This is a genomic window from Terrimonas sp. (assembly GCF_003075435.1).
In the GTDB taxonomy this organism is placed as follows: domain Bacteria; phylum Bacteroidota; class Bacteroidia; order Chitinophagales; family Chitinophagaceae; genus Agriterribacter.
Genome location: NZ_QCZJ01000019.1, coordinates 16010 through 41301 on the forward strand (window position 1 = coordinate 16010; position 25292 = coordinate 41301).

Annotated in this window: 22 protein-coding genes; 12 read left to right on the forward strand and 10 right to left on the reverse strand. The window is 39.0% G+C overall.

From position 1 onward, the window contains the following. Window positions 1–15: 15 nt before the first annotated feature. From DC498_RS18275 to DC498_RS18300, 5 genes are all read right to left on the reverse strand, one after another. The gene (locus tag DC498_RS18275; protein WP_116875600.1) at window positions 16–1308 is read right to left on the reverse strand and encodes a hypothetical protein; all 1293 of its coding nucleotides are present in this window, start codon (window positions 1306–1308) and stop codon (window positions 16–18) included. Then, complete coding sequence (locus DC498_RS18280) at window positions 1301–2500, reverse strand: SGNH/GDSL hydrolase family protein (RefSeq protein ID WP_206197688.1); 1200 nt, start codon at window positions 2498–2500, stop codon at window positions 1301–1303. Before DC498_RS18280 ends, DC498_RS18275 begins: the two co-directional genes overlap by 8 nt. A gap of 227 nt (window positions 2501–2727) precedes the next feature. Beyond that, on the reverse strand, window positions 2728–4509 hold the full coding sequence (locus DC498_RS18285; protein WP_116875602.1) for a RagB/SusD family nutrient uptake outer membrane protein: 1782 nt from the start codon (window positions 4507–4509) through the stop codon (window positions 2728–2730). 30 nt (window positions 4510–4539) lie between these two features. After that, entirely contained in the window at window positions 4540–7617 is a 3078-nt protein-coding gene (locus DC498_RS18290) for a SusC/RagA family TonB-linked outer membrane protein (RefSeq protein WP_116875603.1), read from the reverse strand. Between the two features lie 869 nt (window positions 7618–8486). Further along, complete coding sequence (locus DC498_RS18300; RefSeq protein ID WP_116875604.1) at window positions 8487–8858, reverse strand: histidine biosynthesis protein HisIE; 372 nt, start codon at window positions 8856–8858, stop codon at window positions 8487–8489. Between the two features lie 1169 nt (window positions 8859–10027). On the opposite strand from DC498_RS18300, the gene DC498_RS18315 reads away from it, so the two are divergent. Continuing rightward, entirely contained in the window at window positions 10028–11101 is a 1074-nt protein-coding gene (locus DC498_RS18315; RefSeq protein WP_116875607.1) for a 3-oxoacyl-ACP synthase III family protein, read from the forward strand. A gap of 123 nt (window positions 11102–11224) precedes the next feature. Next, entirely contained in the window at window positions 11225–11527 is a 303-nt protein-coding gene (locus DC498_RS18320) for a hypothetical protein (protein ID WP_116875608.1), read from the forward strand. 776 nt (window positions 11528–12303) lie between these two features. Here the strand turns inward: DC498_RS18320 and DC498_RS18325 are convergent. After that, window positions 12304–12849 (reverse strand): ABC transporter permease, encoded by a 546-nt coding sequence (locus DC498_RS18325; protein ID WP_116875609.1) that lies wholly within the window; start codon window positions 12847–12849, stop codon window positions 12304–12306. On the opposite strand from DC498_RS18325, the gene DC498_RS26225 reads away from it, so the two are divergent. Beyond that, window positions 12795–13172: an outer membrane beta-barrel protein gene (locus DC498_RS26225; RefSeq protein WP_165813890.1), complete on the forward strand. Its 378-nt coding sequence runs from the start codon at window positions 12795–12797 to the stop codon at window positions 13170–13172. The genes DC498_RS18325 and DC498_RS26225 overlap by 55 nt on opposite strands. On the opposite strand, the gene DC498_RS18335 is transcribed toward DC498_RS26225, so the two are convergent. Continuing rightward, a complete protein-coding gene (locus tag DC498_RS18335; protein ID WP_116875611.1) occupies window positions 13107–14330 on the reverse strand; it encodes an alpha/beta hydrolase-fold protein in 1224 nt (407 codons plus the stop codon). The genes DC498_RS26225 and DC498_RS18335 overlap by 66 nt on opposite strands. Window positions 14331–14654: 324 nt before the next feature. Here DC498_RS18335 and DC498_RS18340 point away from each other — a divergent pair, with 324 nt between their 5' ends. Next, a complete protein-coding gene (locus tag DC498_RS18340; protein WP_116875612.1) occupies window positions 14655–16889 on the forward strand; it encodes a glycosyltransferase family 4 protein in 2235 nt (744 codons plus the stop codon). A gap of 29 nt (window positions 16890–16918) precedes the next feature. Here DC498_RS18340 and DC498_RS18345 read toward each other — a convergent pair whose 3' ends face one another. Next, window positions 16919–18427, reverse strand: coding sequence for a glycoside hydrolase family 130 protein (locus DC498_RS18345; RefSeq protein WP_240628048.1), 1509 nt, complete (start codon window positions 18425–18427; stop codon window positions 16919–16921). A gap of 159 nt (window positions 18428–18586) precedes the next feature. On the opposite strand from DC498_RS18345, the gene DC498_RS18350 reads away from it, so the two are divergent. The 7 genes from DC498_RS18350 to DC498_RS18380 all read left to right on the forward strand — a co-directional run bounded on the left by DC498_RS18350 (window position 18587) and on the right by DC498_RS18380 (window position 23164). Next, window positions 18587–18913, forward strand: a complete 327-nt coding sequence (locus DC498_RS18350; protein WP_116875613.1) for a hypothetical protein — start codon at window positions 18587–18589, stop codon at window positions 18911–18913. A gap of 345 nt (window positions 18914–19258) precedes the next feature. Further along, entirely contained in the window at window positions 19259–19516 is a 258-nt protein-coding gene (locus DC498_RS18355) for a short-chain dehydrogenase (protein WP_116875614.1), read from the forward strand. A gap of 292 nt (window positions 19517–19808) precedes the next feature. Further along, window positions 19809–20033 (forward strand): hypothetical protein, encoded by a 225-nt coding sequence (locus tag DC498_RS18360; RefSeq protein WP_116875615.1) that lies wholly within the window; start codon window positions 19809–19811, stop codon window positions 20031–20033. Between the two features lie 186 nt (window positions 20034–20219). After that, on the forward strand, window positions 20220–21305 hold the full coding sequence (locus DC498_RS18365) for a calcium:proton antiporter (RefSeq protein WP_116875616.1): 1086 nt from the start codon (window positions 20220–20222) through the stop codon (window positions 21303–21305). 267 nt (window positions 21306–21572) lie between these two features. Beyond that, window positions 21573–21938 (forward strand): cupin domain-containing protein, encoded by a 366-nt coding sequence (locus DC498_RS18370; protein WP_116875617.1) that lies wholly within the window; start codon window positions 21573–21575, stop codon window positions 21936–21938. A 55-nt stretch (window positions 21939–21993) separates the two neighbouring features. After that, on the forward strand, window positions 21994–22716 hold the full coding sequence (locus tag DC498_RS18375) for an ATP-binding protein (RefSeq protein WP_116875618.1): 723 nt from the start codon (window positions 21994–21996) through the stop codon (window positions 22714–22716). A 70-nt stretch (window positions 22717–22786) separates the two neighbouring features. Further along, complete coding sequence (locus tag DC498_RS18380) at window positions 22787–23164, forward strand: hypothetical protein (RefSeq protein ID WP_116875619.1); 378 nt, start codon at window positions 22787–22789, stop codon at window positions 23162–23164. Window positions 23165–23289: 125 nt separating this feature from the next. Here the strand turns inward: DC498_RS18380 and DC498_RS18385 are convergent, their stop codons facing one another. Continuing rightward, window positions 23290–23733: a hypothetical protein gene (locus DC498_RS18385; RefSeq protein ID WP_116875620.1), complete on the reverse strand. Its 444-nt coding sequence runs from the start codon at window positions 23731–23733 to the stop codon at window positions 23290–23292. A gap of 198 nt (window positions 23734–23931) precedes the next feature. Between DC498_RS18385 and DC498_RS18390 the strand changes: the two genes are divergently transcribed. Beyond that, window positions 23932–24492, forward strand: coding sequence for a helix-turn-helix domain-containing protein (locus tag DC498_RS18390; protein WP_206197689.1), 561 nt, complete (start codon window positions 23932–23934; stop codon window positions 24490–24492). A 388-nt stretch (window positions 24493–24880) separates the two neighbouring features. Here the strand turns inward: DC498_RS18390 and DC498_RS18400 are convergent, their stop codons facing one another. Next, the gene (locus DC498_RS18400; protein WP_116875623.1) at window positions 24881–25228 is read right to left on the reverse strand and encodes a hypothetical protein; all 348 of its coding nucleotides are present in this window, start codon (window positions 25226–25228) and stop codon (window positions 24881–24883) included. Window positions 25229–25292: the final 64 nt, after the last annotated feature.

A 25292-nucleotide genomic window follows, 5' to 3' on the forward strand; every position in this document is an offset into this window, starting at 1 on the left:
TTCATATAAAGCAGGTTAAGGTATAGTGGTTCTCTCTGATTCCAGCCCAAAGTGATTGACAGTACTTACCGATATCTTTCCCCTATCATTCCAAAGTAAAGTAACATCTGTTCTGAGTGCTGGCAGTTGCAACGGGTAAGCGTCATCTCCATTGGTATCAAATTGCTGGTAAAAGCCAGCATTGGGAAATCTGCCTATAAGATGGTTATCTTTATAAATATTAAAATGACTGACACCTGATTCGATGTCCGCATCAGCCTTCCAGGTTAATTCTATCGTTACGTTATGCCTTCTCCTTATTTGTACACCGTAAGGGGCAGGCGGGGGTGTTCTGTCAATTACGGTTCCGGTTATAACATATTCCCGCCATTTGGTGGCTGTGATTGAGTCAGGTAACCATGCTGCTGATAATTTATTTCCGGGATAAGCGGCTGCTTTATAGATATTATAACTCACGGTGTCTCCCAACCATGCTTTTGTGGAATCCATATTGCGCATTGTGGTATATGAAGGCCCGGCGCTAACCGAAAGCCTTTGTTTCATCACAGCTTCAAAAAAAGGAATGGCAATATATCTTACATAACTGAAATTATGATTTTGATACGGTGTGTATGCAATACTTGTATAACCACCGGCGGAACGTAGCTTATGAAATTCTTTCAGTGAAGTTTGCCAGCAACAGGCATCGCCAACCGGGCCGGCATGACGCATCATTACCGGAACCTTTAAGGCAGCTTTTGGATATGCGCCGGGTTCAAAAGCAGGGGAGTAGCCAAATATACCTAATATACGTTCGGGATACGCCCTTAACATAGACAGCGCCCAGTATCCGCCACCTGAATGCCCCCATAATAACCAGGGAAACTTTGCCAGTTCAGGATGCCCGGATTGAGTACCAATTTCCTGCAGGGATTTTATAAGGGATTCACCTGATCCGGATTCAGCATTTCTCCAGTCATGACAATTACCTTTTGCTGAATACAGGTCAGCACCTACTACTGCCAGTTTCCATTTTTTGGCAAATGCCTGGTATTGCACATCGTAAGCAGTGGCAGAACCACGCCCTTCCATTGTACATCCATGCTGGTGCACAAATACAGACTGAAGCTCCGGTGTGTTTGCCGGGATAAAAATGGTATACCTCGCCGAATCGAAAGTATAACGGTCGCTTTTTTGCGAGATAACATAAATGGTACCGTTGGCAACTTCCTCAATACTGTAGTTTACAATGGTATTATTATTAGAAACTGCGCAGAAAGGCATGATGAATATAGCGATCAGCAGGCAGGTACTTTTTAAATTACTCATATATTTCAGGTGTATCTGTTAAGGTTTGAAGATACATGAGGTATGATCCCTTTACATTAGGATGATGATAATAATGCCCCCAGTTATTGATGGCAGTATAATCTTCGTGCCACATGGTTGTTTTATCTACTTCCTTGCCGTCATGGTTAAGCGAAGTAGCCAGGTCAAACCTGCAACCGTTAACATTATATTTTCTACGGACTTTCTCAATCAATATATTGGCTTCTGCCTGTGTGGCATGTTCGTTAGATGGGATATTATTTAATATAGGTATTGATCCTTGCGCAAAGATATATTCCACCAGTTCACTAAGGTTCGCCTCAGTATTTCCGCCATTCGTACCAATGGTAACCATTACATATTTTGCTTTTACATATGGTAGTTCATTTTTTATTCTTTCAAGTACTTCCCTTATAGTGCATCCGCCACGCCCGCTCGACATGGATTTTCCTTTTACATGTTGCATTATAAGTTGCGTCCACGATAGTGGAAAGTCTTTTGCAGGGAAATATCCTTCAGGTTGGGTTATTGAATCACCATATAACAGCAAAGTAAGATTGCTCTCCATTGCCTGTACACAAATTTGTTTTATTGTAAGTGATGTTCCTTCAAGCAATCCAAAACAGTAGTAATCCCATTGATGTACGAGGCCTTTCTCACTACCCATGGCTCCTTCACCCACACCGCCAGGTCCATCACCGTTTATTTCCAGTTCTTCTTCCACACCGGTAGAAAGATCCGTTAGTTTAACTTTCGACTGCTGGTAAATCCGCTGAATTTCTACGAGATATTCATTGTCAGGAAATATTTTAACACGCTTCCATACGACGGGGTTCGTTTCAATCGCAATTTTCTGTTTGGGAACATCTATTATCACTTTAAAATCGCCTGTGCTGCTTTGAAAAACAGCCTTGGTATTGTTTGAAAAGCGAACATGATACCGCACCAGTCGTTCGCCCAGCGAATAATATTTATTTAACCGGATAGTATTTTTATTTCCGGTAATCACCAGTCCCTGTGTTGTAAAATTGCAGGCAACATCATTTAAAATCAACTCCGGAAATTTTTCTGTATCACTCAGCTTTTTCTGATACAAAACAGTTGTAGCCTTTCGCGGAACAGGCGATTGTTTTTGAGTATAACCTGTTGTAAACAGCATAACATATCCCAGCAATAGTGACAATCCTTTCATGATAGTTTTCAAATTTGTGTAGCCAAGAATAAATGCGTCAAACGTACATGAAATTTTTTATTCATAAAATACACAAAGGATGAATGAAAGATTTCATGGGAGTTCCTCTTGGCTAAAAAACAATGATAAATATTCAAGAGATTTTTTTCAGAGATAAATAATTTATCCTTAAATAATAATTGTCTTATGCCGGCATGAGCCGGCGTAAGACAATCAATTGCTGTTTTTTATCTCCAGGCTTCGGGTTGCACCATGCCGGTCATTTTTTTTGCATCTTCCAAAGGGATCGGCATTATAAGGTATTTATCTGTGTAAGACTGGTAGTCACGAATTTTCCTACGCTCATAGCTGAATTTTCCATCAGAACCTTTTGTTATTCTCATTCCTGTAATAAACTTATTGGTTTCTCCAAGAATTTTCCAGCGGCGCTGGTCATCGAAACGGTATTGCCCTTCAAGGCAAAATTCTACCCGACGTTCGTTACGAATGCGCTCACGTAAAAATTCTTTTGAATCTACGAAACCTGGTACATTCTCTATTTTCGGTTGAAGGGCTCTTTCTCTGATTACATTTAATGCAGTTTTCGCACCCGCGAGATCACCAACTTCACATAAGGCTTCTGCTTTCTGCAAATAGAATTCAGCCAGGCGGAAAAACACCCAATGTGTAGGTTCATTGCCTGAACTGCCTCCAGGCCCCCAGAACTTGATCTGCTTGTCTTTGCGGCTGTAATAACCCGTACATGTTCTTTGTGTTTCCTGTGAAATCACATCATTAAAACCACTTCGCCCTCCAACAAAGGTTTCAATAATAAATGGTTCCGTACAATTATAAGGCACGCCATAGTCAGCCATGTTGTAAAGTATATTTATATAAAAGCGCGCATCTCTGTTAGCATATGGATCTCCACCTGTTGCTTCGCTATATCCTGCAGCGGTTGCACCGGGTGTTATTGTAATACTTGTATGACTGGCATCATTGTACGTTACCGGTAAAGCGCCATTAGTCATTTCAAAGCAATCAACCAGCTCCTGGCTTGGCGATTCTCCACAGTTCCACATGTGGTTGATAGCAGCATAAGGATAATTACCAACGTCTACTCCGTTTGTATTGTTGATATGAGAGTTATCACTCCATGAGCGCCAAATGATTTCAGAGACCGGGGTAGTAAATGCACCGATGAATAATTTTTTATAGTCCTGCATGCTTACAAGGCCATACTCTGCCATATTTATAACATCCTGGGCTGCATCAGCAGCACGTTGCCACCTACCCTGGTCATTATCTGAATTATTAAGCGGACTTGCATTATACAATAATACACGCGCACGTATTGCATACGCAATCCCTTTATCAACACGCCGGGCATCCTGCGAAGGTTGACGGTTTGGTAAAATTCCGGAATTAATAACTTCGAGCAGTTCTTGTTCAATTTTTGAAGCTATATCGTTGTAAGCAGGTCTTACAAGATCATTCCATCCTGTAAAAGTTGGATCAAATGGTTCTTCCACCCAGGGTACTGCTCCATAAAATTCCAGCAGGTTCATATAATACCAACAACGCAAAACACGCGCTTCCGCTATCCAGGTTTTACGTTCCTGCTCAGTAATAGCTGTAGACTGGGGCAAATATTTAATCGCATTATTTGCCAGCCGGATACCGCGCCAGAAATCCGGCCATAACTGTTCCGATGGAGACGACCACGGCCAATTAATAACAGGGTTAGATAAAGACAAGGAGCCATTATGCCACTCATATGCATTATAGGTGGCAGCCCAGAAAGCATTGTCGGTAAGACATTCCATAGGGCTCATTACAAATGAAATCTGGTCTCTTGCCTGGTATATCTCGCCGTATGCTGCATCAAGCAATCCCTTGCTCCGGTTATAGTTGGTAAGAATTTTGTCTATGGTAATTTGTCCGTCAGGCGTTTTCTCTAATGCTTTTTCACAGCCATACTGGAATAAAAGCGTTGTTGTAATAATGATTAATAAGGCGATCCGCTTCATGATTTCGAATATTTTAATGGTCAGGCATTTTTAAAATGATATATTCACGCCTACATTGTAGGCTTTAAAAACAGGATATAACAGCTCATTGTTCTGTTCCGGATCCTGGTATTTTACGGGGTACCTGTCAAATGTGAGCAGGTTCAATCCATTTGCATACACCCTTACTGATTTTGCACCGATTTTGCCGGAGATATTTCCCGGAAGTGTATACCCGATTTCAGCATTTTTCAGCCGGATATAGCTGCCATCTACATACCAAAAATCAGATGGTAACTTGCTTGCATTGCTACCGGGATCTAAACGTGGATACGTAATAGGTAAACCAGCATCAAATCTTTCCTGGCTCCAGGCTTCTTTATGCCATTCATTAAAATTGTTTGTTTCCCATACTCTTTGACCAACCATCAGGTAACTCCTGTTAGCCACGCCCTGCCACATCATACTGATGTCAAATCCTTTGATCTGAAAACTGATTGCACCTCCAAATGTCCACTCAGGAACCTCAGGAAATCCAATAGGAACCTGGTCTTGTTCTGTTACAACACCATCACCGTTGGTATCTTTGTATTTGATATCTCCTAATTTAGGTGTGGCTCCAATTCCTGATTGATCCGGCCAGTCCTCTATTTCTCTTTGTGTATTAAAGAAACCTGCTGTTGCGTAGCCCCATTGCTGCCCCAAACGGTAACCTGTGCTGCGAAGCCGGTATGCATATTCTTCAGGTAGTAAAACCTCACTGACATATAACACCTTGTTGCGGTTAAAAGCTCCGTTAAGCCTGATATCAAGGCGTGTGGTTTTATTAAAACTTTTCTGGTAACCGCCTACCAGTTCAAAACCTTTGTTTTCAATTTCACCTGCATTTATCCTGGGGATTATACCGGATGTAAATACCCCTCCGGTTCCAAATACACCTGTTGGCACCAGGCCCGTGGCAGAAATCAGGATGTTATTACGTCTTTCATAAAAAACATCCACATCAAAGCTGAAGTTATTGAACATGCGTGTTTCCAAACCAACATTGTATTTGTTGGCTTTCTCCCATTCAAGATTATTATTTCCTATCTGTGATTCATAACTGCCATTCCATAACGTAAGAAATGCAAAACGTGCGCCGTTCATATTATCATTACCAACCTGTCCGTATGATGCGCGGATTTTAGCGAATGTGAGCCAGGGCATGCTGTTCTGTATAAAATTCTCATTAGACGCTACCCAGCCTACAGAAAAAGAAGGGAAAAAACCCATCTTATGCCCGGGCGCAAATTGCTCAGATCCATTGTAGCCAAAGTTAACTTCAGCAAGATATTTGTTATCATAACCGTATGTTGCACGTCCTACAAAGCCTATGTAATTATATGGAAGTTCAATGTTTACAACACGCTGATACCTGTTGAATAAAGCCATCGCTGTAACATCATGCAAGCCAAATTTACGCCCGTAGTTAATGGAAGCATCAAGGTTCATGAGGTTCCATTGCGATTGTGCCTGTGCATCACTTAAGGTACTGTTTGTCATTGTGCCGGTTGGCTGATAAATAACTTTGTCAGGATCATCAGGATCAGGCTTGGCCTCGTAAAGCTGGAATGTTCTTTGACGCACCTGTTGATTCATAGAGGTAGCATCGTAGGACGCCACAACTTTTGCCGACAATCCTTTTGTCAAAAATTCAAGTTTCTGTTCTACTCCTAATGTGGTAGTCACCTGGTTAATAAGTGTGTTTCGGAAGCCGGAACGATTTAACATTCCATAGGGCACATTGTTTATATTTCCTCCCTTTAATGGAGTTGATAATACTTCTCCGTCAGGAGTTACATCATTGTGATAATTGCTGGGTGTTTGAAGCAAAGAGCCGATTACTACTGAATATGCGCTAACATCATTAAGATAAGCGCCATTATTAGGCACAACTACAGGATCATTTTTCTTTTGCATATACCCACTTATGTTAAGGAACATGCTTAAAGAAGCATTGATATCAATATCAAAGTTAGATCTGAAGTTTACGCGGTTGGGTTTTGATGCGGGATCATAATTATACTCACTGAATTTTTCGGTTTTAAAAATTCCTTCCTGGCGAAGATAACCGACTGTAGTAAAATATCTCATCCGTTCAGAGCCACCGGCTACATTTACATTCACTCTTTGCATAGGGAAAGCATCTCTCATGAATTCTTTCACAAAATTGCGCACAGGATACAGGTCAGGTTTATCGCCAAGTCTGTAATGTTCCAAAGCAACATCATCGTAAATGGGCTGACGACCATTTTGAATTTCCACCTGATTACGCAGTGTAGCATAATCATAAGAGTTGGTCATTTCAGGTAAACGTGTTGGTGATTGCCACGATTGTTCTACAGTAACATCTATAACAGGCTTACCGGAAAAACCACGACGTGTTGTAACCATTATAACACCATTTGCACCACGCACACCATATACCGCTGTAGCAGAAGCGTCTTTGAGTATTGAAATAGATTCAACCTCCCGCGGATCAAGAGCCGTGAAATCTCTTTGGACTCCATCAACAAGTATCAAAGGCTGCTGACCATTGATAGTACTGCGTCCCCTGATATAAAAATCCAACTGCTCACCACCCGGCACGCCGGATCGTTGAATCACACTTAAACCAGGCAAACGGCCTGCAAGCGCAATTCCTATGTTAGAGGCTGGTGTTTGCCGCAAACCTGCTGCACTCATAGTGGATATTGCAGCCACCACACTCACCTTTTTCTGCCTGCCATAACCTACCACTACTACATCAGACAACTCCTTTGATTTGGCGGTTATAGTTATAGTTATACTTGTTATACCTGTTTCCACAACATAAAAATTATCCTCATAACCAATATGTGAAATACGAAGCGTCTGTCCGGGTTTTACGCTTATTACAAATTTTCCGTTCGCATCCGTAACCGTGCTTGCGTCTGTGTTGGTCACAGATATTGTTACCCCGCTAACACCAGCCAGGCTTGCAGAATCAATTATCTGCCCGGTAATCCGTTGCGCATTTTGAGCAGAAAGACTTAATGTTGAGAAAACTAAAACCAGCAACAACAATGCTGATAAAATAAGAGGGTTTAAAATTTTGCAATCGTTATTCATTTTTAAATTAATTAGTCTTGGTGAAACCAAAATTTTTTCAATTCAGAAATAAATTTAGAAGGTCTTTTTTCTTTTCTTGACCTGACCTGTACCGAATAAGCAAAAAAAATATTCAACCGTGCTTACACATTACGTAGTTGTTGCGATTATAATATATTATTAAAGCAGGATAAAAATGGCTTCGCCAAGTTTGGATTTCTTTTATAGTAATATGTTTCCGGTCTCTATTGTTGCTTCAAAAAAATTACATTCCGGAAAACGTTAGATGTAATACCTGTAACGCATTGATGGCTTTTAAATCCGCGATTTGATTGGGCGTAGAAATGAACCGTTCATTTATTTCCTCCCTGTCTCAACAATTATTTTTCGATGAAGTTACTTGTACTTCTTGCGGAGGTGAATTGGTCTGTAAAACCAGAAAGAAGCTTTACTATGGATCTTCGCTGTAACCCGCCTGTTGCTCCATATTGGTTTTCAACAGCCTTTCCAGTATTGCCGGTGTGCTCCTTCCGAGTAGTCGTTTTTAAAACTATACATGCCTTAAACTTTCGCCAAAATACAATTAAGGTAGCCTTGCCAATAGTATGCTTTTAGCCTGATGTGGTGTTACTTTCAAATTTGGGAGAAGATGTTATAAATCGAACCACTCACGCCAGTATCGATTTTCAAACCTGGTTTTGATAAATCGTGAAACCAGTTGCTTTCTTTTTTTAAAATGGATTTCCCGTAAATGTGTTCTGCTTTTTGCAAGCGTGTCGTTGATGATGGAATAATAATTGATTGTCTTTTGCGATAAAACAAATCATCCTTTATGAGGATACATAGGATCTCAGGTATTTTCTGATTGTTTTAAAATTTCTGACATGATCTTATTTGCTTCGTGCATTCTTCTTCGCAGCCGGTTTGCGGACAGGTGATTTCCTGGTTACTTTGGCTGCTGCTTTTTTAACAGGTGCTGTTATTTTTTTAGTCGTTTTTGAAATTTTCTTTGCCGCTTTTTTTGCGACCGGCTTTGCTTTCTTCGCTGCTTTTTTAACGGCTTTCTTTGCGGGCGTTGTTTTCCCGGAAACCTTCTTCTTAATTGCCTCCTTTACTTCCGTAAATTTTTCAGCTACGGTTTCAGTAACGGCGAACGCGCCGGCTACAATATCGGTTTTCAGTTCTGAAGCAACGCCGGATATTTTTTCGAGTAAAGAAGGTTTATCCTCTGCGGCGGCGGGTTTTTGTTTTTTGGATGACATATGCAATGATTTCTCTAAAGATAGTAGTTTTCCGATCCTGTCGAATCGTTATGACAAAACAATCACAAAGCCTTCTATTTTTTGCAAGCCGGATGCGTCGTTTCTTTGTGTAACAAATCCAATAGACAACTAACCGAAAACAGATCCCAATAATCCTATGAACCTAAAACCCTTGATCTAAATCCATTACCCTGGAAAAGCAATTGTCCTAAAAAACCGTCCAACTAAAGACATTGCAGCAGCGCTACATTTCTGTAGCGCTGTTTTTTTATATGCCTGCTGTAGCACCGCATAGGACAGGATATATACAGGCTGTACGATGGCGGAAATCCCCGGAACTATTATTTTTGCAACAGTTTTTCATAGGATATTGGATTTAAAACGGGGCGCATGTCTATGCACCCTTTTTATTTTATAAATGCCGGGAGCGTTAGCACAAAAGGTTGGTGGATACATCTTAGAAATGAAGCTTTTTTCAAAAGATTTCACTATGCATGTAAAAACAATTCCCCCAGGCTATACATGCTTAACAGGAAAACTGCTGTACTTTCAGCTTTTCATTTTATCAGGAAAAAATTTGAATTTTTCAGAATCACTTTTATATTTGCCTCGCATAGCATGCCGGTTTTCGGCGAAATCAGCCTCCTTTTTTGTTACTGTCTCTGCCTCGTAAGTTCATTGATTATCGTGAGCTGATGGCATACTATCATGTTTTCAGCATCTAGTTTTAGGAATCGCATTTTTAACTTAATTGTAAAATTGTTATTTATGAAACTGTCAGAATTTATTGCATTACCAGAGGACCACAAAAGATCTACCGTTATGACTGAAGGTGTTGCCATTGCCAAGAGATGTCTTAACAATCAAATGATTTTTCTTTATCAGTTACATGGATTCTATGTAGAGACCTACTGCTGTTATAAGTGTAAAGAGATCGGGGAATACAGGGTATTTCAGGATACAAAGCAATTGATTCCCTATTTGGATGCCATTCAGATAGATCACTTATTAAATTGATCAGGCATTCTTTCCCGCTCCGATCTGTGTTTGATAATACCGTGTAATCAGGACACTGCTTACCCGGTAATGATACATATCTTTATCTTCACTTGTTACCGGTATATTTATATAAAATTTTATTTTTAAGAACGAGAACACCAGGGCACAGAATGTTTAGATCAGTTATTACAGGCACCGGAGCCTATATCCCGGAAATAATCCGGTCCAACGAGTATTTTTCAAACAGCACCTTCTATGGCGAAAACGGCCTGCCTATAACAGGACCTTCCAAAATGATCATTGAAAAATTTCAGAAGATCACCGGTATCCGGGAGCGGCGTTATGTTCCGGACCATTTAACTGCTTCGGGTATTGCCGCCAAAGCGGCGGAACAGGCATTAACCGACAGCGGCATTGATCCGGAAACGCTTGACCAGATCATCGTGGCGCATAATTTCGGGGATGTAGCTTCCGGTAACCCACAGTCACAAAACGTTCCGTCACTGGCAAGCCGTGTGAAGCATGCCCTCAGCATCCGGCGCCCGGATTGTATCGGGTATGACATCCTGTTCGGCTGTCCGGGCTGGGTGCAGTCCCTGATCCAGTCAGAAGCTTATTTTAAGGCCGGTATGGCTAAAAAAGTACTATTGGTTGGTACAGAAACATTGTCAAGAGTAATTGATCCCGCCGACCGGGACAGTATGATCTTCGCTGATGGTGCAGGTGCCTGCATACTGGAGTACCTGTCAGGCGCTGAAGAAGGCCCCGGGATACTTGGGTACAGTGTACAAACCTTCAGTGCGGAAGAGGTAGTGCAGATAACCATGGGACCATCCTATGGCGTCGGAAGACAGAAGGGGGACCTGTATATGAAGATGAAAGGAAGGCAGGTTTATGAATTTGCATTAAAGCATGTGCCTTCAGCCATCAGGCAGTGCCTGGACAGTTGTGGAATGCATATCAGTCAGGTCAGTAAAATTTTTATACACCAGGCCAATGAAAAAATGGATGAAGAGATCATCAAACGCCTGTATGAATTATACGAACTGGCGGCGCCTTTAGAAGATGTTATGCCTATGAATATCCAATGGCTGGGCAATAGCTCGGTGGCTACTGTTCCAACGCTTTACCATATGGTTCGTAAAGGAGCAATTCCCGGTCACCAGGTGCGTAAGGGAGATATTGTCGTTTTTACTTCGGTAGGAGCAGGCATGAATATAAATGCTGTTTGTTACCGTGTTTAGAAACACATTCCCTGCATGAAGTGTCACACTTTTCAGATGACCGGAGACTTTTAAAAGATATCCGGCTTGAGATTATCCGGCTGAATTATAGTACCTTTTGATACTTACGTTATTTAAATAATTATGAACCCCGATATCAATACTGTTAAAGCAAGATTCAGAGATGAAGCTTCGGAAATTCATTTACGGGCAATGAAAACATTTGAGTACAATACCAAAAAACTTGACAGGCGAAAAGATGAAAATGTTTTCCAGCAGTTAACCGCCCGTTATGCAGATGAACTAAAAAGGGAATTATCACAAATGGCAGAGAAATTATTAACCCAATATGGGGGTGGAACAAACAAGCATTTGCTATACCAAGACTTTGCCCATCAGATTGCTTACTATGTATCCGAATGGCTTTTAAAGGTCAGATCAATGTAAAAAAAGTACCGGCAAAAGCCTGCTTCAGCGGTGCCGGGTTGATGTAAAAAAAATTATAGAAGACGGTAAAAAATCACTGGTCAGAGAATGCGGTATCATTAAAAACCCGGATATGATTTATATATTTCTCCGATTCATGCTTATATAGCGTCCGGCGTAATATGACTGGTATCAAAATTTTGGAGATTGAAACGGACGGCACGTTTTCTTTCATTGGAAATAAAAATAAAATAGCCACCGGTATACACCGCATATGATTCTAATCCTGCCGGGCCATCAATCTTTTTATACCTCGTTTATTATCCGACGCTTCAAAATCTATAAGGATATTGAGGTTCTGCATCGCACAAATTAAGATTTTTCAAATGAACATTTTAGAGCCGTGAAACAGCCTCGTATTACTGTTAAAGGTATAATACAAAGCATGGCAGCAAACAATAGTACTGCGCATGCCTTGTATCAGCAAAAGATTTATTATACTAAAACTATGTTTAGTAATTACCCAGCTTGCAGAATAAATTATAAAGAGCCTCATTATATTTACATGTTGAAAGATACTGCAAAGGTTTGGTAACAATAATATGCCCGTTATCAATAACAGCCTGAACAGGCGATAAAATTTTAAAGTCACTTACAATTTAAGAGGCTTAGCATTTATTTTTTTCGGGTGGTTGTATTCATACATGCAGTGCGTGTTCATTTATAGTATCAGACTTTTTTGCGTTAATGAGGTTTATTGTGCGTTTTTGTTTATGCAATATCAAAAAAGTCAGCTTCTATTCTGATGTGCGCAGTGATCTTGTACAAACCAGTATGACCAGGCATGTCCATATGGCCAGACCGGCTATGGTGACCGGTATTTGCCACAAGTGTGCGCCCTCAAATGCTATTTTCCGCAGTCCGTCCACTAAAAAAGTGAGCGGTAACAAATCGCAGAAACCGCGCAGCCAGCCAGGATAATTTTCCACCGGGAAAAACAAACCACACAACAGGATCTGTGGTACAGTGATCGTATTGGCTATTGGTGCAATGGAACTTTCGTTACGGATAAGACCGCTGATAAAAAAACCGATGCCGTTAAAAATGATAAGTCCGAACATAGATAACATCAGCATTTCAATAAATGTGATCCATCCGTGCACTAATGTAAAAGCAAACGCGTAGTAACCGATAGCTGTGATAATAATAAAACAGATTACCTGAAACAATAAGCGGCTCAGCATTTCACCGATTAAAAAGAAGGCAGGGTTTACGAAAGTATTTTTTTTTGACAGGACTGATGGCAATGCTTTTAGTGTACAACGTGCAGGCGCAGAAAACATCCATAGGTATACGCGGAGGTCTTACCATTCCGAATTTAAGCAGTGGCAGTGGCGCTGATGTAAATCCTTTAAATGAAGGATATAGCTCAAGGTTAGGTGCAGGCTTTGGTATTTTCGCGGATTTTAAGATAAGTAAATTGTTTTCCTTACAACCTATGCTTGAATATTCTCAACAAGGAGGAAAGAAAAATGGCTTCCAGGCATTTCCCGTACCAGGCTCGGGTAAACTTAATGCAAATGCATTGTTGGCAGCAGTATTACTTATCTTTTGGTGCTTTGAGTTTTTTCAATATTTCTTTTGCGTTTTCGTTATCGGGATTTAATAAAAGTGATTTTTCATAATTTTTTATCGCTAAGTCTTGTTCTCCATTTTTCATATAGGCTTCACCCATACTATCATATACATTTGATGAATTTGGATGATTTTTTATGTTCTCCCTAAATATCTCTATAGCTTGTTCAATATGACCTCCATTTAATCTTTGATAACCACAGTCATTTATGAAATCTTCTCCCGGCATTATTTTATAGCCATATTGTTTTGAAAGAAATGCAAAGTGCTGCTCAATATCTTTATAAGATTTTACTGCATTTGTGTCTTGAGGGTTTATAAACCAGTCGGAATAAATAAAGCGCAATCCATCATACATACTTTTATAGCCAACTGAGAAATGGTCTTCACTCGGATAAGCAGTGAACTGCCATTTGAACGATGCTGGAGCTGAAGTTTTTAATTGTCGAATGAGAGAATCAACAGCTAATTTTCCTCCGGGTTCATCTCCAATAGAAACAGGCATGTAACCCGATAGTTTTGGATGTTGATACATAAATGTTGCAAATTGACTAAGTATTTGCAGGTTTCCACCATATATTGCCGGGCTGATTACTATTTCTGATTGAAAAAGTTCTGGTGTACTCTCTTTGCAATAAATGGCAAACAAACCACCGAGTGAATGTCCTTCTAAAATGCGGTAAGGTTCTGTACGATAGTTTTTTTCAACATAGGGAATGACTTCGTCTTTCACAAAGGTTAAAAAGTTATTTCCACCTCCTGTGTTTAAAAGGCTGCTATCAACTTTACCATTAAAAATAAGCGAGTGTATTGGTGTGAAATCCCGAACACGGTCTGTGTTTACAATACCGACTATGATTAATTGTGGAATACGATATCTATCGGAGAGAAATTTTTCCAACTCGGTAACATATGCAAAATTCAAATCAGGGTCAAGTAAATAAAGTACTGGATACTTCTCGTTACTCGTTGAATAGCTAGTAGGGGTATATATCCACAAAACTCTTTTTTCGTTTAATATTTTGGATTGCAGAATGATTTTAGTTTGATCTCGGATAGGAAGGTCATCACCTTGCCCATACACATATTCAGAATGGCATAGTATAGCTGTAAATATTAATACTGTGTTTAAGAGTAGGCATTTGATTTTCTTCAAAAAAAGAATTTGTCCGACTTCTAAATTTTGCATATGATCTATGAAATATCTTTAAATTATTCAGTTGCTCGTCAAATATTACTGCCAACGTTTGTATTTACGCTAATATACGCTACAAAAACGCTTGCGCAAATAGCATCAGTTCGTTGATTAGGTGATGATTACAAATATTTTTGCCTTATGACGCTAAGCCGCTGATTCAACACGTATAAGTACCCTGGTGAATACATTCAGGTACATTTTTGTTTTCAATCATCGCCAGCCTCATTTTTATTTCCCGGACATCTGTCGCTTTAATTGACTACCTTCACGAAGCACGTCCACTCCCTCTTTACACCTTACCTTACAAATATTCATATGAAGATTGCATATATAAGTACCTACGCTCCTAGAGAGTGTGGGATAGGAACATTTACGAAAGATCTTTTTGAAGCGATGATAAAAAATGTTCCTGCCGGAGAAGAGCAATGGGATTCTTTGGTGGTAGCTATTGATGACAGGCAGGAGTCATATCTATACCCTGATGAGGTGAAATTCAAAATACAGCAGGAGCAGCAGGAAGACTATATCGAGGCAGCCAGGTTTATTAATTTAAGTGGAGCTGATGTTTGTATACTGGAGCATGAATTTGGCATTTTTGGCGGACAGGGTGGCGTATATATACTTCCGCTGTTGCACAAGTTAGAAATGCCTTTGATTGTAACGCTGCATACTGTATTAAAAACACCTTCCTACAATGAAAAGGCTATACTTATACAAATTTGTAAAATGTCCAGCAGGATAGTAGTTATGAGTAATAAAGCAATAGCGTTCCTGACATCTGTGTACGAAATTCCTGCTGATAAGATCACATTGATCGAGCATGGCGTTCCTGACGTGCAATTTGAACATCAAAGCGCTAAAAAGGATTTAAAGCTCGCTTCAAAAAACGTAATACTTACTTTTGGATTCATCAGCAGGAATAAAGGAATAGAAACGGTTATAAAGGCTTTGCCTGTAGTAGTGAAGCATTATCCGGACACTGTTTATATTATATTGGGCAAAACACATCCGGCAGTGCTTAGGCATTCTGGGGAGGAATACCGCATATTTTTACTACGCCTGGTCAAAAAACTACAGCTTGAAAAGAATGTGATTTTTTTGAATGATTTTATTAATCAAAAAGATCTATTCCGGTATTTGTATGCTTCCGACATCTATATAACACCCTATCTTAATGAAGCGCAAATAACCAGCGGCACTCTTTCATATGCTGTAGGTGCAGGATCAGCAGTAATTTCAACCCCATACTGGCATGCCGCCGAATTGCTGGATCAGGGAAGAGGGCGCTTGTTTGATTTTAATGACGCTGACGGGCTTTCAGCTGTTTTGCTTGAATTATTAGGCAACCCTGCAACTATGTTGGAATTGCAGAATAAGTCTTACGCGTATGGCAGGCAGATTACCTGGCCTAAAATTGGTACAAAATACAGGCATCTTGCTCAGCAGGTTGTACAACAGCCGAAAAATATGCCTCAACCGGATGTTTTCCTGGAGCCATTAATTTTGCCGCCGTTTGCACTGGATCATATCCAACGCATGACAGATGATACCGGCATCATTCAACATGCAAAATTTGGGATACCAAATTTAAAAGAAGGATATTGCCTTGATGACAATGCAAGAGCTTTGTTAATGGTGTTAATGGCATACAAACAAAAAAAGCACCCAAAGGCACTTGAGCTGTCGCCGGTGTATCTCAGTTATATACACTATATGCAAAGGGACGACGGCCGGTTTAGAAATTTTCTGAGCTTTAACCGTAATTTCCTGGACGATGTTGGTTCAGAAGATTCTTTTGGAAGAGCCATATGGGCCCTTGGGTATTTATTGGGAAATGCTCCCAATGATGCTTACTACCAATCCGGTAAAGAAATATTTTTTGATGCTGCTCCAAATTTTGAAAATCTTCGATCTATCCGAAGCATTGCGAATACCATTATTGGTGTGTGCTATTATTTTAAAAATAATACACATGATGATGAAATGACGGAGCGACTGAGAAAAATGGTCAATATACTTATTGAGGAATACAAAAAAAACAGAACAGATGACTGGCATTGGTTTGAAAGCCTGCTTGCGTATGACAATGCCATGCTGCCACTGTCTCTTTTGCATGCCGTAAACTTCTTAAATGATGAAGCCGTTACAAACGTCGCTATGGAAAGCATGCATTTTCTTTCAACACTTACGCTCAAAGAAGGATATTTATCTGTTGTAGGGAATGAAACCTGGTATGTAAAAAACGGAGCGCCTTCCATGTTTGCCCAGCAACCACTGGATGTGCTGGCTACAGTACTGATGTTTCACCAGGCTTTTCGTTTAACCAAAGAAAAAATCTACTTAGACAAATTATATACATCGTTCATGTGGTTCTTAGGTGAAAATGATTTACGCATGAGTTTATATGATTTTGAAACCAAGGGCTGCTGTGATGGATTGGAGCGTAGCGGTATTAACCGCAACCAGGGTGCAGAAAGTACATTAGCTTACCTGATTGCTCATTTAACTGTACTGGAGGCCTTTGAAGAATTTTACAAATCAGAGCACTGATAATCTATCGGTGTTGCTGTCAAAAAAAATCAACTGTTACCAGGCGCTCCTGATTCTTTTAACGCTGTTAATAGCGCCCTGAGATTTACGGTGGCATATGTAGAGGCATAATCAGACATCGCATAGGGAATGATCAGGTCTTCATTATGAATCATGGATCCACAGGAGTAAACCACATTGGGAACATATCCTTCTCTTTCTTTTTCATTTGGCATGATCAATGGGTACGGCAGCCGGCCTATAACTTTCGATGGATCGTTCAGATCCAATAAGGAGATGCTCAACACATATTCCCGCACCGGTCCAACACCATGGGTTATTACCAACCAGCCGGCCTCTGTTTCTATCGGCGAACCACAGTTGCCTATTTGCACAAGCTCCCATCCATACTCAGGCTTTTGCAGAAGAGTAGCCTCCCGCCATACTGTAATGCTTGCTGAGTAAGCAATATAGTTATTGATACCATCTACCCTGCACAACATAACATACATACCATTTATTTTCCTGGGGAACAACGCCATTCCTTTGTTCTGGGCTACTTCGCCATGAAGCGGTATCACCTTAAAATGATAAAAATCTTTTGTAAATAATAATTTGGGCAAAATAGAAATGCCATCATACGCTGTGTAAGTGGCATAATATATTATTTCGCCATCTTCTTCTGTAAACCGAACAAACCGTGCATCTTCTATACCTTTAATTTCGGTATCAGCAATAGGAAATATTACGCGTTCTGCTATATGAGTATCAGCCGAAAAATCCATTTCGTAATGAGAAGACGCAAGCCACATAATCTCATTCAATAAAATAAGACTTTCGGCGTCTTCATGTACAAGTTCCTGGGTTTCTTTTACATATCGTTTAAGCTCCTCGTAAGTAAAGCTGTCTGTAAGCTTTTCCATCATAACATCATAAGCAACACTCGCACGATCCCGCATTTCGTTCAGCTTTCTCCTGAACGATTTTTTGTGGTAGATATGATTTTTTATATGCTCCGGAGACTCTAGCATTTTACCAGGCGTATCTATAACAATATCATTGTTATGGTCAATAATTCCTGAACGGAAAACAACGGAGGATACATGCCCTTCACCGGTTGCCCTGAAGCTGATGATAATCCTTTTCTCTCCTTCAGTCAGCTCCGATTGATCGGGAGCTTCTATCATTGACGGGTTGAAAAAAGCCGCTGCTTCTATGGAATATTCCATTGTAAAATAGGCTCCTATCAATGCCTTTTGCGTAGCATTTATCATATCCGGAGCTATATCCAGCTCTTTTAATACATGTAATAACCGATTGAAATGTTTAGTAAAAATTCGTGTGATACTTCTGTGCCGTCTTGAAAAATCTCTTAAAATATTGGTTAATATTTCCTGCTGTTTCTTTTCGGGAATGGCCATTATTTTACTGATCAAATCCCTGCTTCGTTCGTGAGTGGTGTACAAAAACCGGGCAATAACACGGCTTTTATCGGGTTCAAAAAGCACGTTCTTTCTCAAGACCTGTACAGGCATATATGTATTCTCATTGATAAGCATTGAAGATACCGTATTAATAGTCTACTTAAGATTTTTGTTTTTGAACGCCTCATCAATTTACATTGACCGGTAGTAGTATATAAATGTAACGCATCTTCACTTTCTTAAATAAATGCGTGTCCGTCAGATAGTATAGTTACATTTACCTAAAATATTACAATGTTGATTGTTGATGAGCTTGAAAGGTTAGCCGGGCAGTTTTCATCTGACGACGGGCGAATTGCTACCATTAAACTGAAAGATGAGATAATAGACAAGATGGAAGGGCATTTTAATAACACCAAAGCAAAACTGAAGCCATCTGAATTATCTGCATATAATTTTTCAATAGCGGAGATACAAAATATAGTACCGGCTAAGCTTGACAGGGAAATGACACTTACATATTCGGAGCTAAATGAGCATCCCTTATTCCGGCAATTGATACATCATATAAGAACAATCATTTCTCTCTTCAGAACTGTTCACTACCGGGCGACACTTTAGCTTTGCCAATAATATTCCGAAGGATTTAAATACCAATAAGGTTAATAACGTATAATCAAAAGTGTTTTGCGGATATTTTTCCATACCTTTGGCTTGACAATTTGAGTTTTATCGCTTTTGTAAGCAGTCCATCCTTCTCAACTTCATTTTACATCTGCCATTTTCTCAAATATTTTTCAGTTTTCAAATAATTACCGGTAAGCGCTCCAATAAAAGCAGGGCTTTGGATTTTTGTAAATGTCCATGAGCAAATATTAGCAACCCTTTGTAAAAGCCTGACGGCAACCCGGTTAGTTTATTTTAAACGCTGATAATAAAATTTTAACTACAACAATTAATACACACATGCATATAGAAAAAATTGAGGGATATATAAGAAAGCAAATAAAAAGACATGCGACAGTTAATATACATTTTAAAGGACGCCCAAAGGTGACGGGGCTTTTTATTTTTACCAGGGATTATCATGAACTGAAATTGAAAAATTTTTGGCGGGTTGTGGATGTTACAAGGGTAGAGCAGTGGAAGAAAACAAAAGACATTAGCTTAGCGCGGATATTTAACGGAGCCTCATTCTCCACGCTTACAGGAGTAAAATCTTAAATTATCATTTTACCCTGGATTAAAAACATGCCCGGGAAGGTAATTCGCAACTCCGTATTGAAATTTGGAATTGTTCAGATTTTATACTTAATTATTCTAAAATGTTTTTGATAACGATTTTTGGGTTATGTCATTAAATAATCTCGATCGGGTAGGATAGCCGGAGCTATGAGGAGCGTTGTTAGGGAACAGTGATTTATGTAATCATTAGCTGTAATGATGTAACCTCAAACCTTTTTAATTGTACCACCTTTGACCTGAAACAAAGCATTTCAAATTAAAATTCAGTATAATGAACAATAGTAAAAAGAAAAGTATGATGCCGTTTAAAATCACAGGAGATTGGAATACACAAGCGGCTTTACTTAAAAAGAGGTTTGAAAAACTTACGGATAATGACCTGCGGTTTGAGATTGGAAAGGAAAATGAGCTTATAAGCAGGTTGGAAACCAGGCTTAATAAAAAAAGAGAGGTTGTACTTCACTTATTGAGAAAAATTGCCGTTATCTCGAACTGATCCTGAGCATATATACAAGAATATACAATTTTCATACGCCCGCCTTACATAACAAACGGTAAAGAATATTGCTAAACATAATGAAAGAAACAATGTAGATAAGTTACTTCTACTCTTTGCTCAGAAAGTAAGGAGCTCTGTTTTATATGCAAATGTCAATGAAAACAACATTGATATTTATGATTTATGCGAAAACAAATATTTACTCTTTTATGGACTATTGTAATACCATTACTAGCCTGGATCGGTTATTTTTTTATTCCGTTATTTGATAGTTATATATATTCTCTCTTTCTAAGCACATTACTTGCAGGCTCTGTGCTTGCTGCTGTACATCATGCAGAAGTTATAGCATTCAGGGTTGGAGAGCCATTTGGCACACTATTGCTGGCATTAGCGATCACGATCATTGAAGTAGCGCTGATCGTTTCGCTTATGCTGACAGGTGGCGAGCTTGAAACCAGGGCGCTTGCCAGAGATACAGTATTGTCGTCTGTAATGATCATACTCACAGGCATCATCGGGCTATGCATTTTAGTTGGCGCAGCCAGGTATAAAGAGCAGGCTTTCGAGCTTCAGGGCGTAAGTGCAGCCCTGGTTACGCTTACAACTATACTGGTGTTTTCACTGATTTTACCTAACTATACACTAAGTGCGGGTGTGTCGGAGTATAGTACGATTCAACTTGGTTTTGTCGCAGTTCTTTGCGTAGTGCTCTATATTACCTTTATTATGATCCAGGCCATCAGGCATCGTCCCTATTTTTTATCGCCTGAAACAACTAAAGACGAGGATATTCTTCCGGAAAAGCCTACTGCCCGGACAACCTTTATAAGTGCCGTCATACTGTTGTTATGCCTGGGAGTAGTTGTGCTGCTCGCTAAATCGCTTGCACCGCACATAGAAGAAACAGTATTGAAAGCCGGGGCGCCTAAATCCCTTGTAGGCGTTATTATTGCTGCAATTGTTTTATTACCGGAAGGGTTAGCAGCGTTCAGGGCTGCAAACAAAAACCGGCTGCAAACAAGTCTTAACCTGGCGCTTGGCTCTGCGCTCGCCAGTATAGGACTTACCATACCGGCCGTGGCAGCTGTATCCATCATAACCGGCGTACATATAACCCTGGGCATAGATATGAAAGCAATGGTATTATTGCTGTTAGCCCAGTTCACCATTGTCGTTTCCCTGGCTACAGGCCGCACTAACATACTGCAAGGCATTGTGCTGTTAGCCATATTTCTGCTCTATATATTTTTGATCGTTGTACCTTAATAAAAAGGAAAAGGGTATCATACTGTTCGCTTCTTAAAACTATCTCGTCTGTTATTAAAAATTACAGGATTGTGTGAATTATATAAACTATTCTATAGAACGTATAAGTATCAGGACTTTTTACCAGATTACCTTTGATTTGGATTTTCATAGGATATTGGATTTAAAAATCAGGGCTGGATGTCTATCCCGGCCCTTTATCTTGTGCTTATTATTTATAAAACCCCATCTCATGTTATTTAAATTATACATTAAAATACTTTACTGATGAAGAATGAAAAAACAAATGAAGCAGAAGAATCATCTGAATTTGAAAAATCCAAGGTACATATCATTGTTGAAATCATAGAATATATGGCCAACTCAGTTGTAATTAAAACCATCATAAAAAAATCTACCGGTAATATCAGCATTATGTCATTCGACAGTGGCGAAGGCTTAACAGAAAAGATATCTCCGTTTGATACATTTGTTCAGATTATAGAAGGCAAAGCTGAAATTGTGATTGATAATATTTCTAATCTGCTCGTGTCGGGCCAGGGGATAATTATTCCCGCCCATACCTCCAATTATATAAAGCCAAACGGCAGGTTCAAAATGATATCGACTGTGATTAAAAGCGGGTATGAATAAAGTACTCCTTAAATAAAGCAATAATATTCTTTTATCATTTTCTAAAACGCCCGGCATGAATACTTCTTATCTTCCTTCTGTTTCTAAGGCAACGGATGTTGGGGTGCTATCCATTCATGGGAAAAACGATCAGTTTCTTACTTCTCTGATTCACGAGGTTCGAAATCCATTAGCTACTATCAAACTTGCGGTAGAAGTATTACAAAATAGCAGCACCGATCATATGCAAAAAAGATATCTCGAAATGATCATGAAGAGTAATGAGCGAATAAATGATATTATAACACACGCACTGGCTTCATTTCACGAAATATATGTGTTAAAAGAATACCCCCTACATCAATTGGTAGAAGAAACATTAAATGCAAATGCAGACAGGTTTTTTTTGTCGCATGTTAAGATCACGAAAAATTATACACGCCTTGCTTCTGCTGTTTTGGTCAATAAAGAAGAAATAAAGACTGCGCTGACGAATATTATTATTAACGCCATAGAATCCTTGCCGGTATCCGGTGGTGAGTTAATTATTACAACGATAGCTGATGATGGAAAATGCACCCTGGTAATTGAAGACAATGGAGCGGGAATAGAAAAAGAAAATCTTAAAAATATCTTCAGGGCGTATTTCACTACAAAACCTAAAGGCGTAGGCTTGGGTCTGCCGGTAACACTATCACTGCTTGCATCAAACGAAGTTAACGTACGGGTTCAATCTGAAAGAAATGTTGGAACGCGCTTTATTCTTTCCTTTGAAAATCGTCATGCCAAAATCTATTAATAAAGTTTTGTTAACAGGGCAATTTTGGAATGTGTTTTGGAAAGTATAGATATACAATTTAAATAAAAAAATGAAAAATTATCTGAAATTATCGGCCTTATTGTTGCTTGGCGCTGTTGTGATTGCTTCTTGCAGCAAAAAAGATGATCCCACCGACAACAATTTGTTTGTAGGCACCTACAAAGGAAAAATAAGTTATGTAAAAGAGGGGGAAAATAAATCCACGGATGATGGGAAAGTTACTGTTGTGAAAGTAGGCAATAACTACAACTTCGTGTTTTCTGATGGGATCCCGGATTTAAAAGGAGTTGAATTTAAAAATGAAGGAAGCAATGCTGTCGTTTCTATTGATGAAGATGCAGCTAAACTTATTCGTATTACTGCCAGTAAGCTGATCATTGGTTATGCCAAAGACGGTGCTGTTTGGACCGCGGATTGTGATCGCTGATCCATGGTAAATAATTGGTTTACTCTAAATTATTAAACCAGCCAATAAAAAAGACCAGATATTATATATTATCTGGTCTTTTCTATATTGTAAATCTGCCTGGTCAGGAATAAACAATTATCTGTTTATTCAGTATGATTTCTCCGCCCGATGTTTTTAATGGCATCTGTCAGTTCGTTCATATCCTGGTTAAATTCTTTTTTAAACTCAGTCCATTTACTGGTTTTAGTATCTGCAGATTCATCTATTTGCTTTTGAAGCTTGTTATTTTTCTCCTGGAGCGCCGTTATTTTTTTATCATACTTTTTTTTAAGATCCAGGCTTAAATCAGCATCAGCCAGCCTTAGCTCTGTGATCTTTTTTTTATTCTCCTCAATTTTGTTCTCCGCTTCGAGTTTAAACTGTTCAAAATCTGCGGCCGAATCAATCTTTGCCTTTGTTAAATTCTTTTTTGCCTCTGCGAACTCTTTTCTTGCCTGTGCGCTCCTTTTATCTTCCTGGCTAAATGCGGAGAAATGAGTAGTAACAACCATCGCCAAAGCGCCAATTCCTACAAGTAATGTTTTCATTTTATTTTGTTTTTGTAGATACAAAGCTACCACAGCGCATTGCTGTTTTTGTTACATATCAATGTGTAAAAGTTGTAACATTCACACAATATGACTGATTATCATTTTTATAGACTGCCATTTTTTAGTAGTACCTTTAGCATGGTGTGATAATTAAAATAATTCTTTCGTTGGGAATATATTTTTAATAGAATTTTTGTGAAGCTGTTTATAAAAAATATGGTATGTATCCGTTGTAAGATGGTCGTAAAAGAGTCACTTTCAAAATTGGGTATCCCGTTTAGGACAATTGAGCTCGGGGAGATAGATGTGGAAGAAATCCTCACTCCTTCTCAAAGAGAATTGTTAAAGTCAGATTTAGTATCCTATGGTCTTGAATTGATGGATGACAAGAAGAGTGTGTTAATAGAAAGGATCAAGAATGTAATTATTGAACACGTTCATTATACGGAAGAACCGTTAATTATTAATTTCTCGACGTTTCTCAGCCAAAAACTTAATTACGATTACACCTATTTAGCTAACCTGTTCTCGGAAGTACAGGGTATAACTATTGAAAAATTCATTATCACGCATAAAATTGAAAGAGTAAAAGAGCTATTGGTATATAATGAACTTAATCTTACAGAAATTGCCTACCAGATGCATTACAGCAGTGTTTCACATCTTTCAAACCAGTTCAAGAAAATAACAGGTCTCACTCCTTCTCATTTTAAAGCTTTAAAAGAAAAGAGACGCAATATGCTGGAAAACCTGTAAATCCTGCAATATAATGTGTATAAGTTATAACAGCGAGAACAGTGTAATACGCGACCTTAGCAATTGGTTACACTTAATAAAAATATATGCCATTCTATTATTACATATTTTTATTCGTCCTTGTTTTGATCATTTTAATTGTGCTATTGTTTCTTATTGCCACAAGGAAAAACGCTTGCGACTTATTATTTATGGAAGGATTAAAGCAAGAAAATCTAGGACATTTGAATGAGGCTGTTATTATTTATGAAGAAGCGCTTATTCAAACAGGCAAATTTAAATTCCGGCGTAACTTCAAATATAAAATAATAAGTAAGATCAGGGTATTACATACCTTGATAGAATATGAAGGTACGTTCCGAAAGATAAGTAATCAATAGAAACAGTATCAGGAACGAATTTCTGCCTCTTCCTCAAACGGGATAAGCTCATTTACATAATTTTCAAGATCTTGCCGGAATACAGGATTGTTAATACAGGATGCAAACAGTGCTTCTGTGCCGCCAGCCGACAATATTCCCGACGTCATCATTTCTGTTAACTGTGGGTTCTGTTCTATCCAATTCTTCTTCAGCGAATGATCTTTTAAGAATGATATAATAATATCGGATTTAAAAACAGATGAAACATTTTCTGTTTTTTCGTTAATAAGACGGATCTCATCCGCAACAAATGAAAAATTTGCAGGATCGAATAAATCGGTAGGTAGAATGAGATATTTGTCATAATGTTTCATAAACTTTCAGTTTATTATTTTGTTTGCATTTGTAATTCGCTCTCAGGCTTTATAAAAAATATCA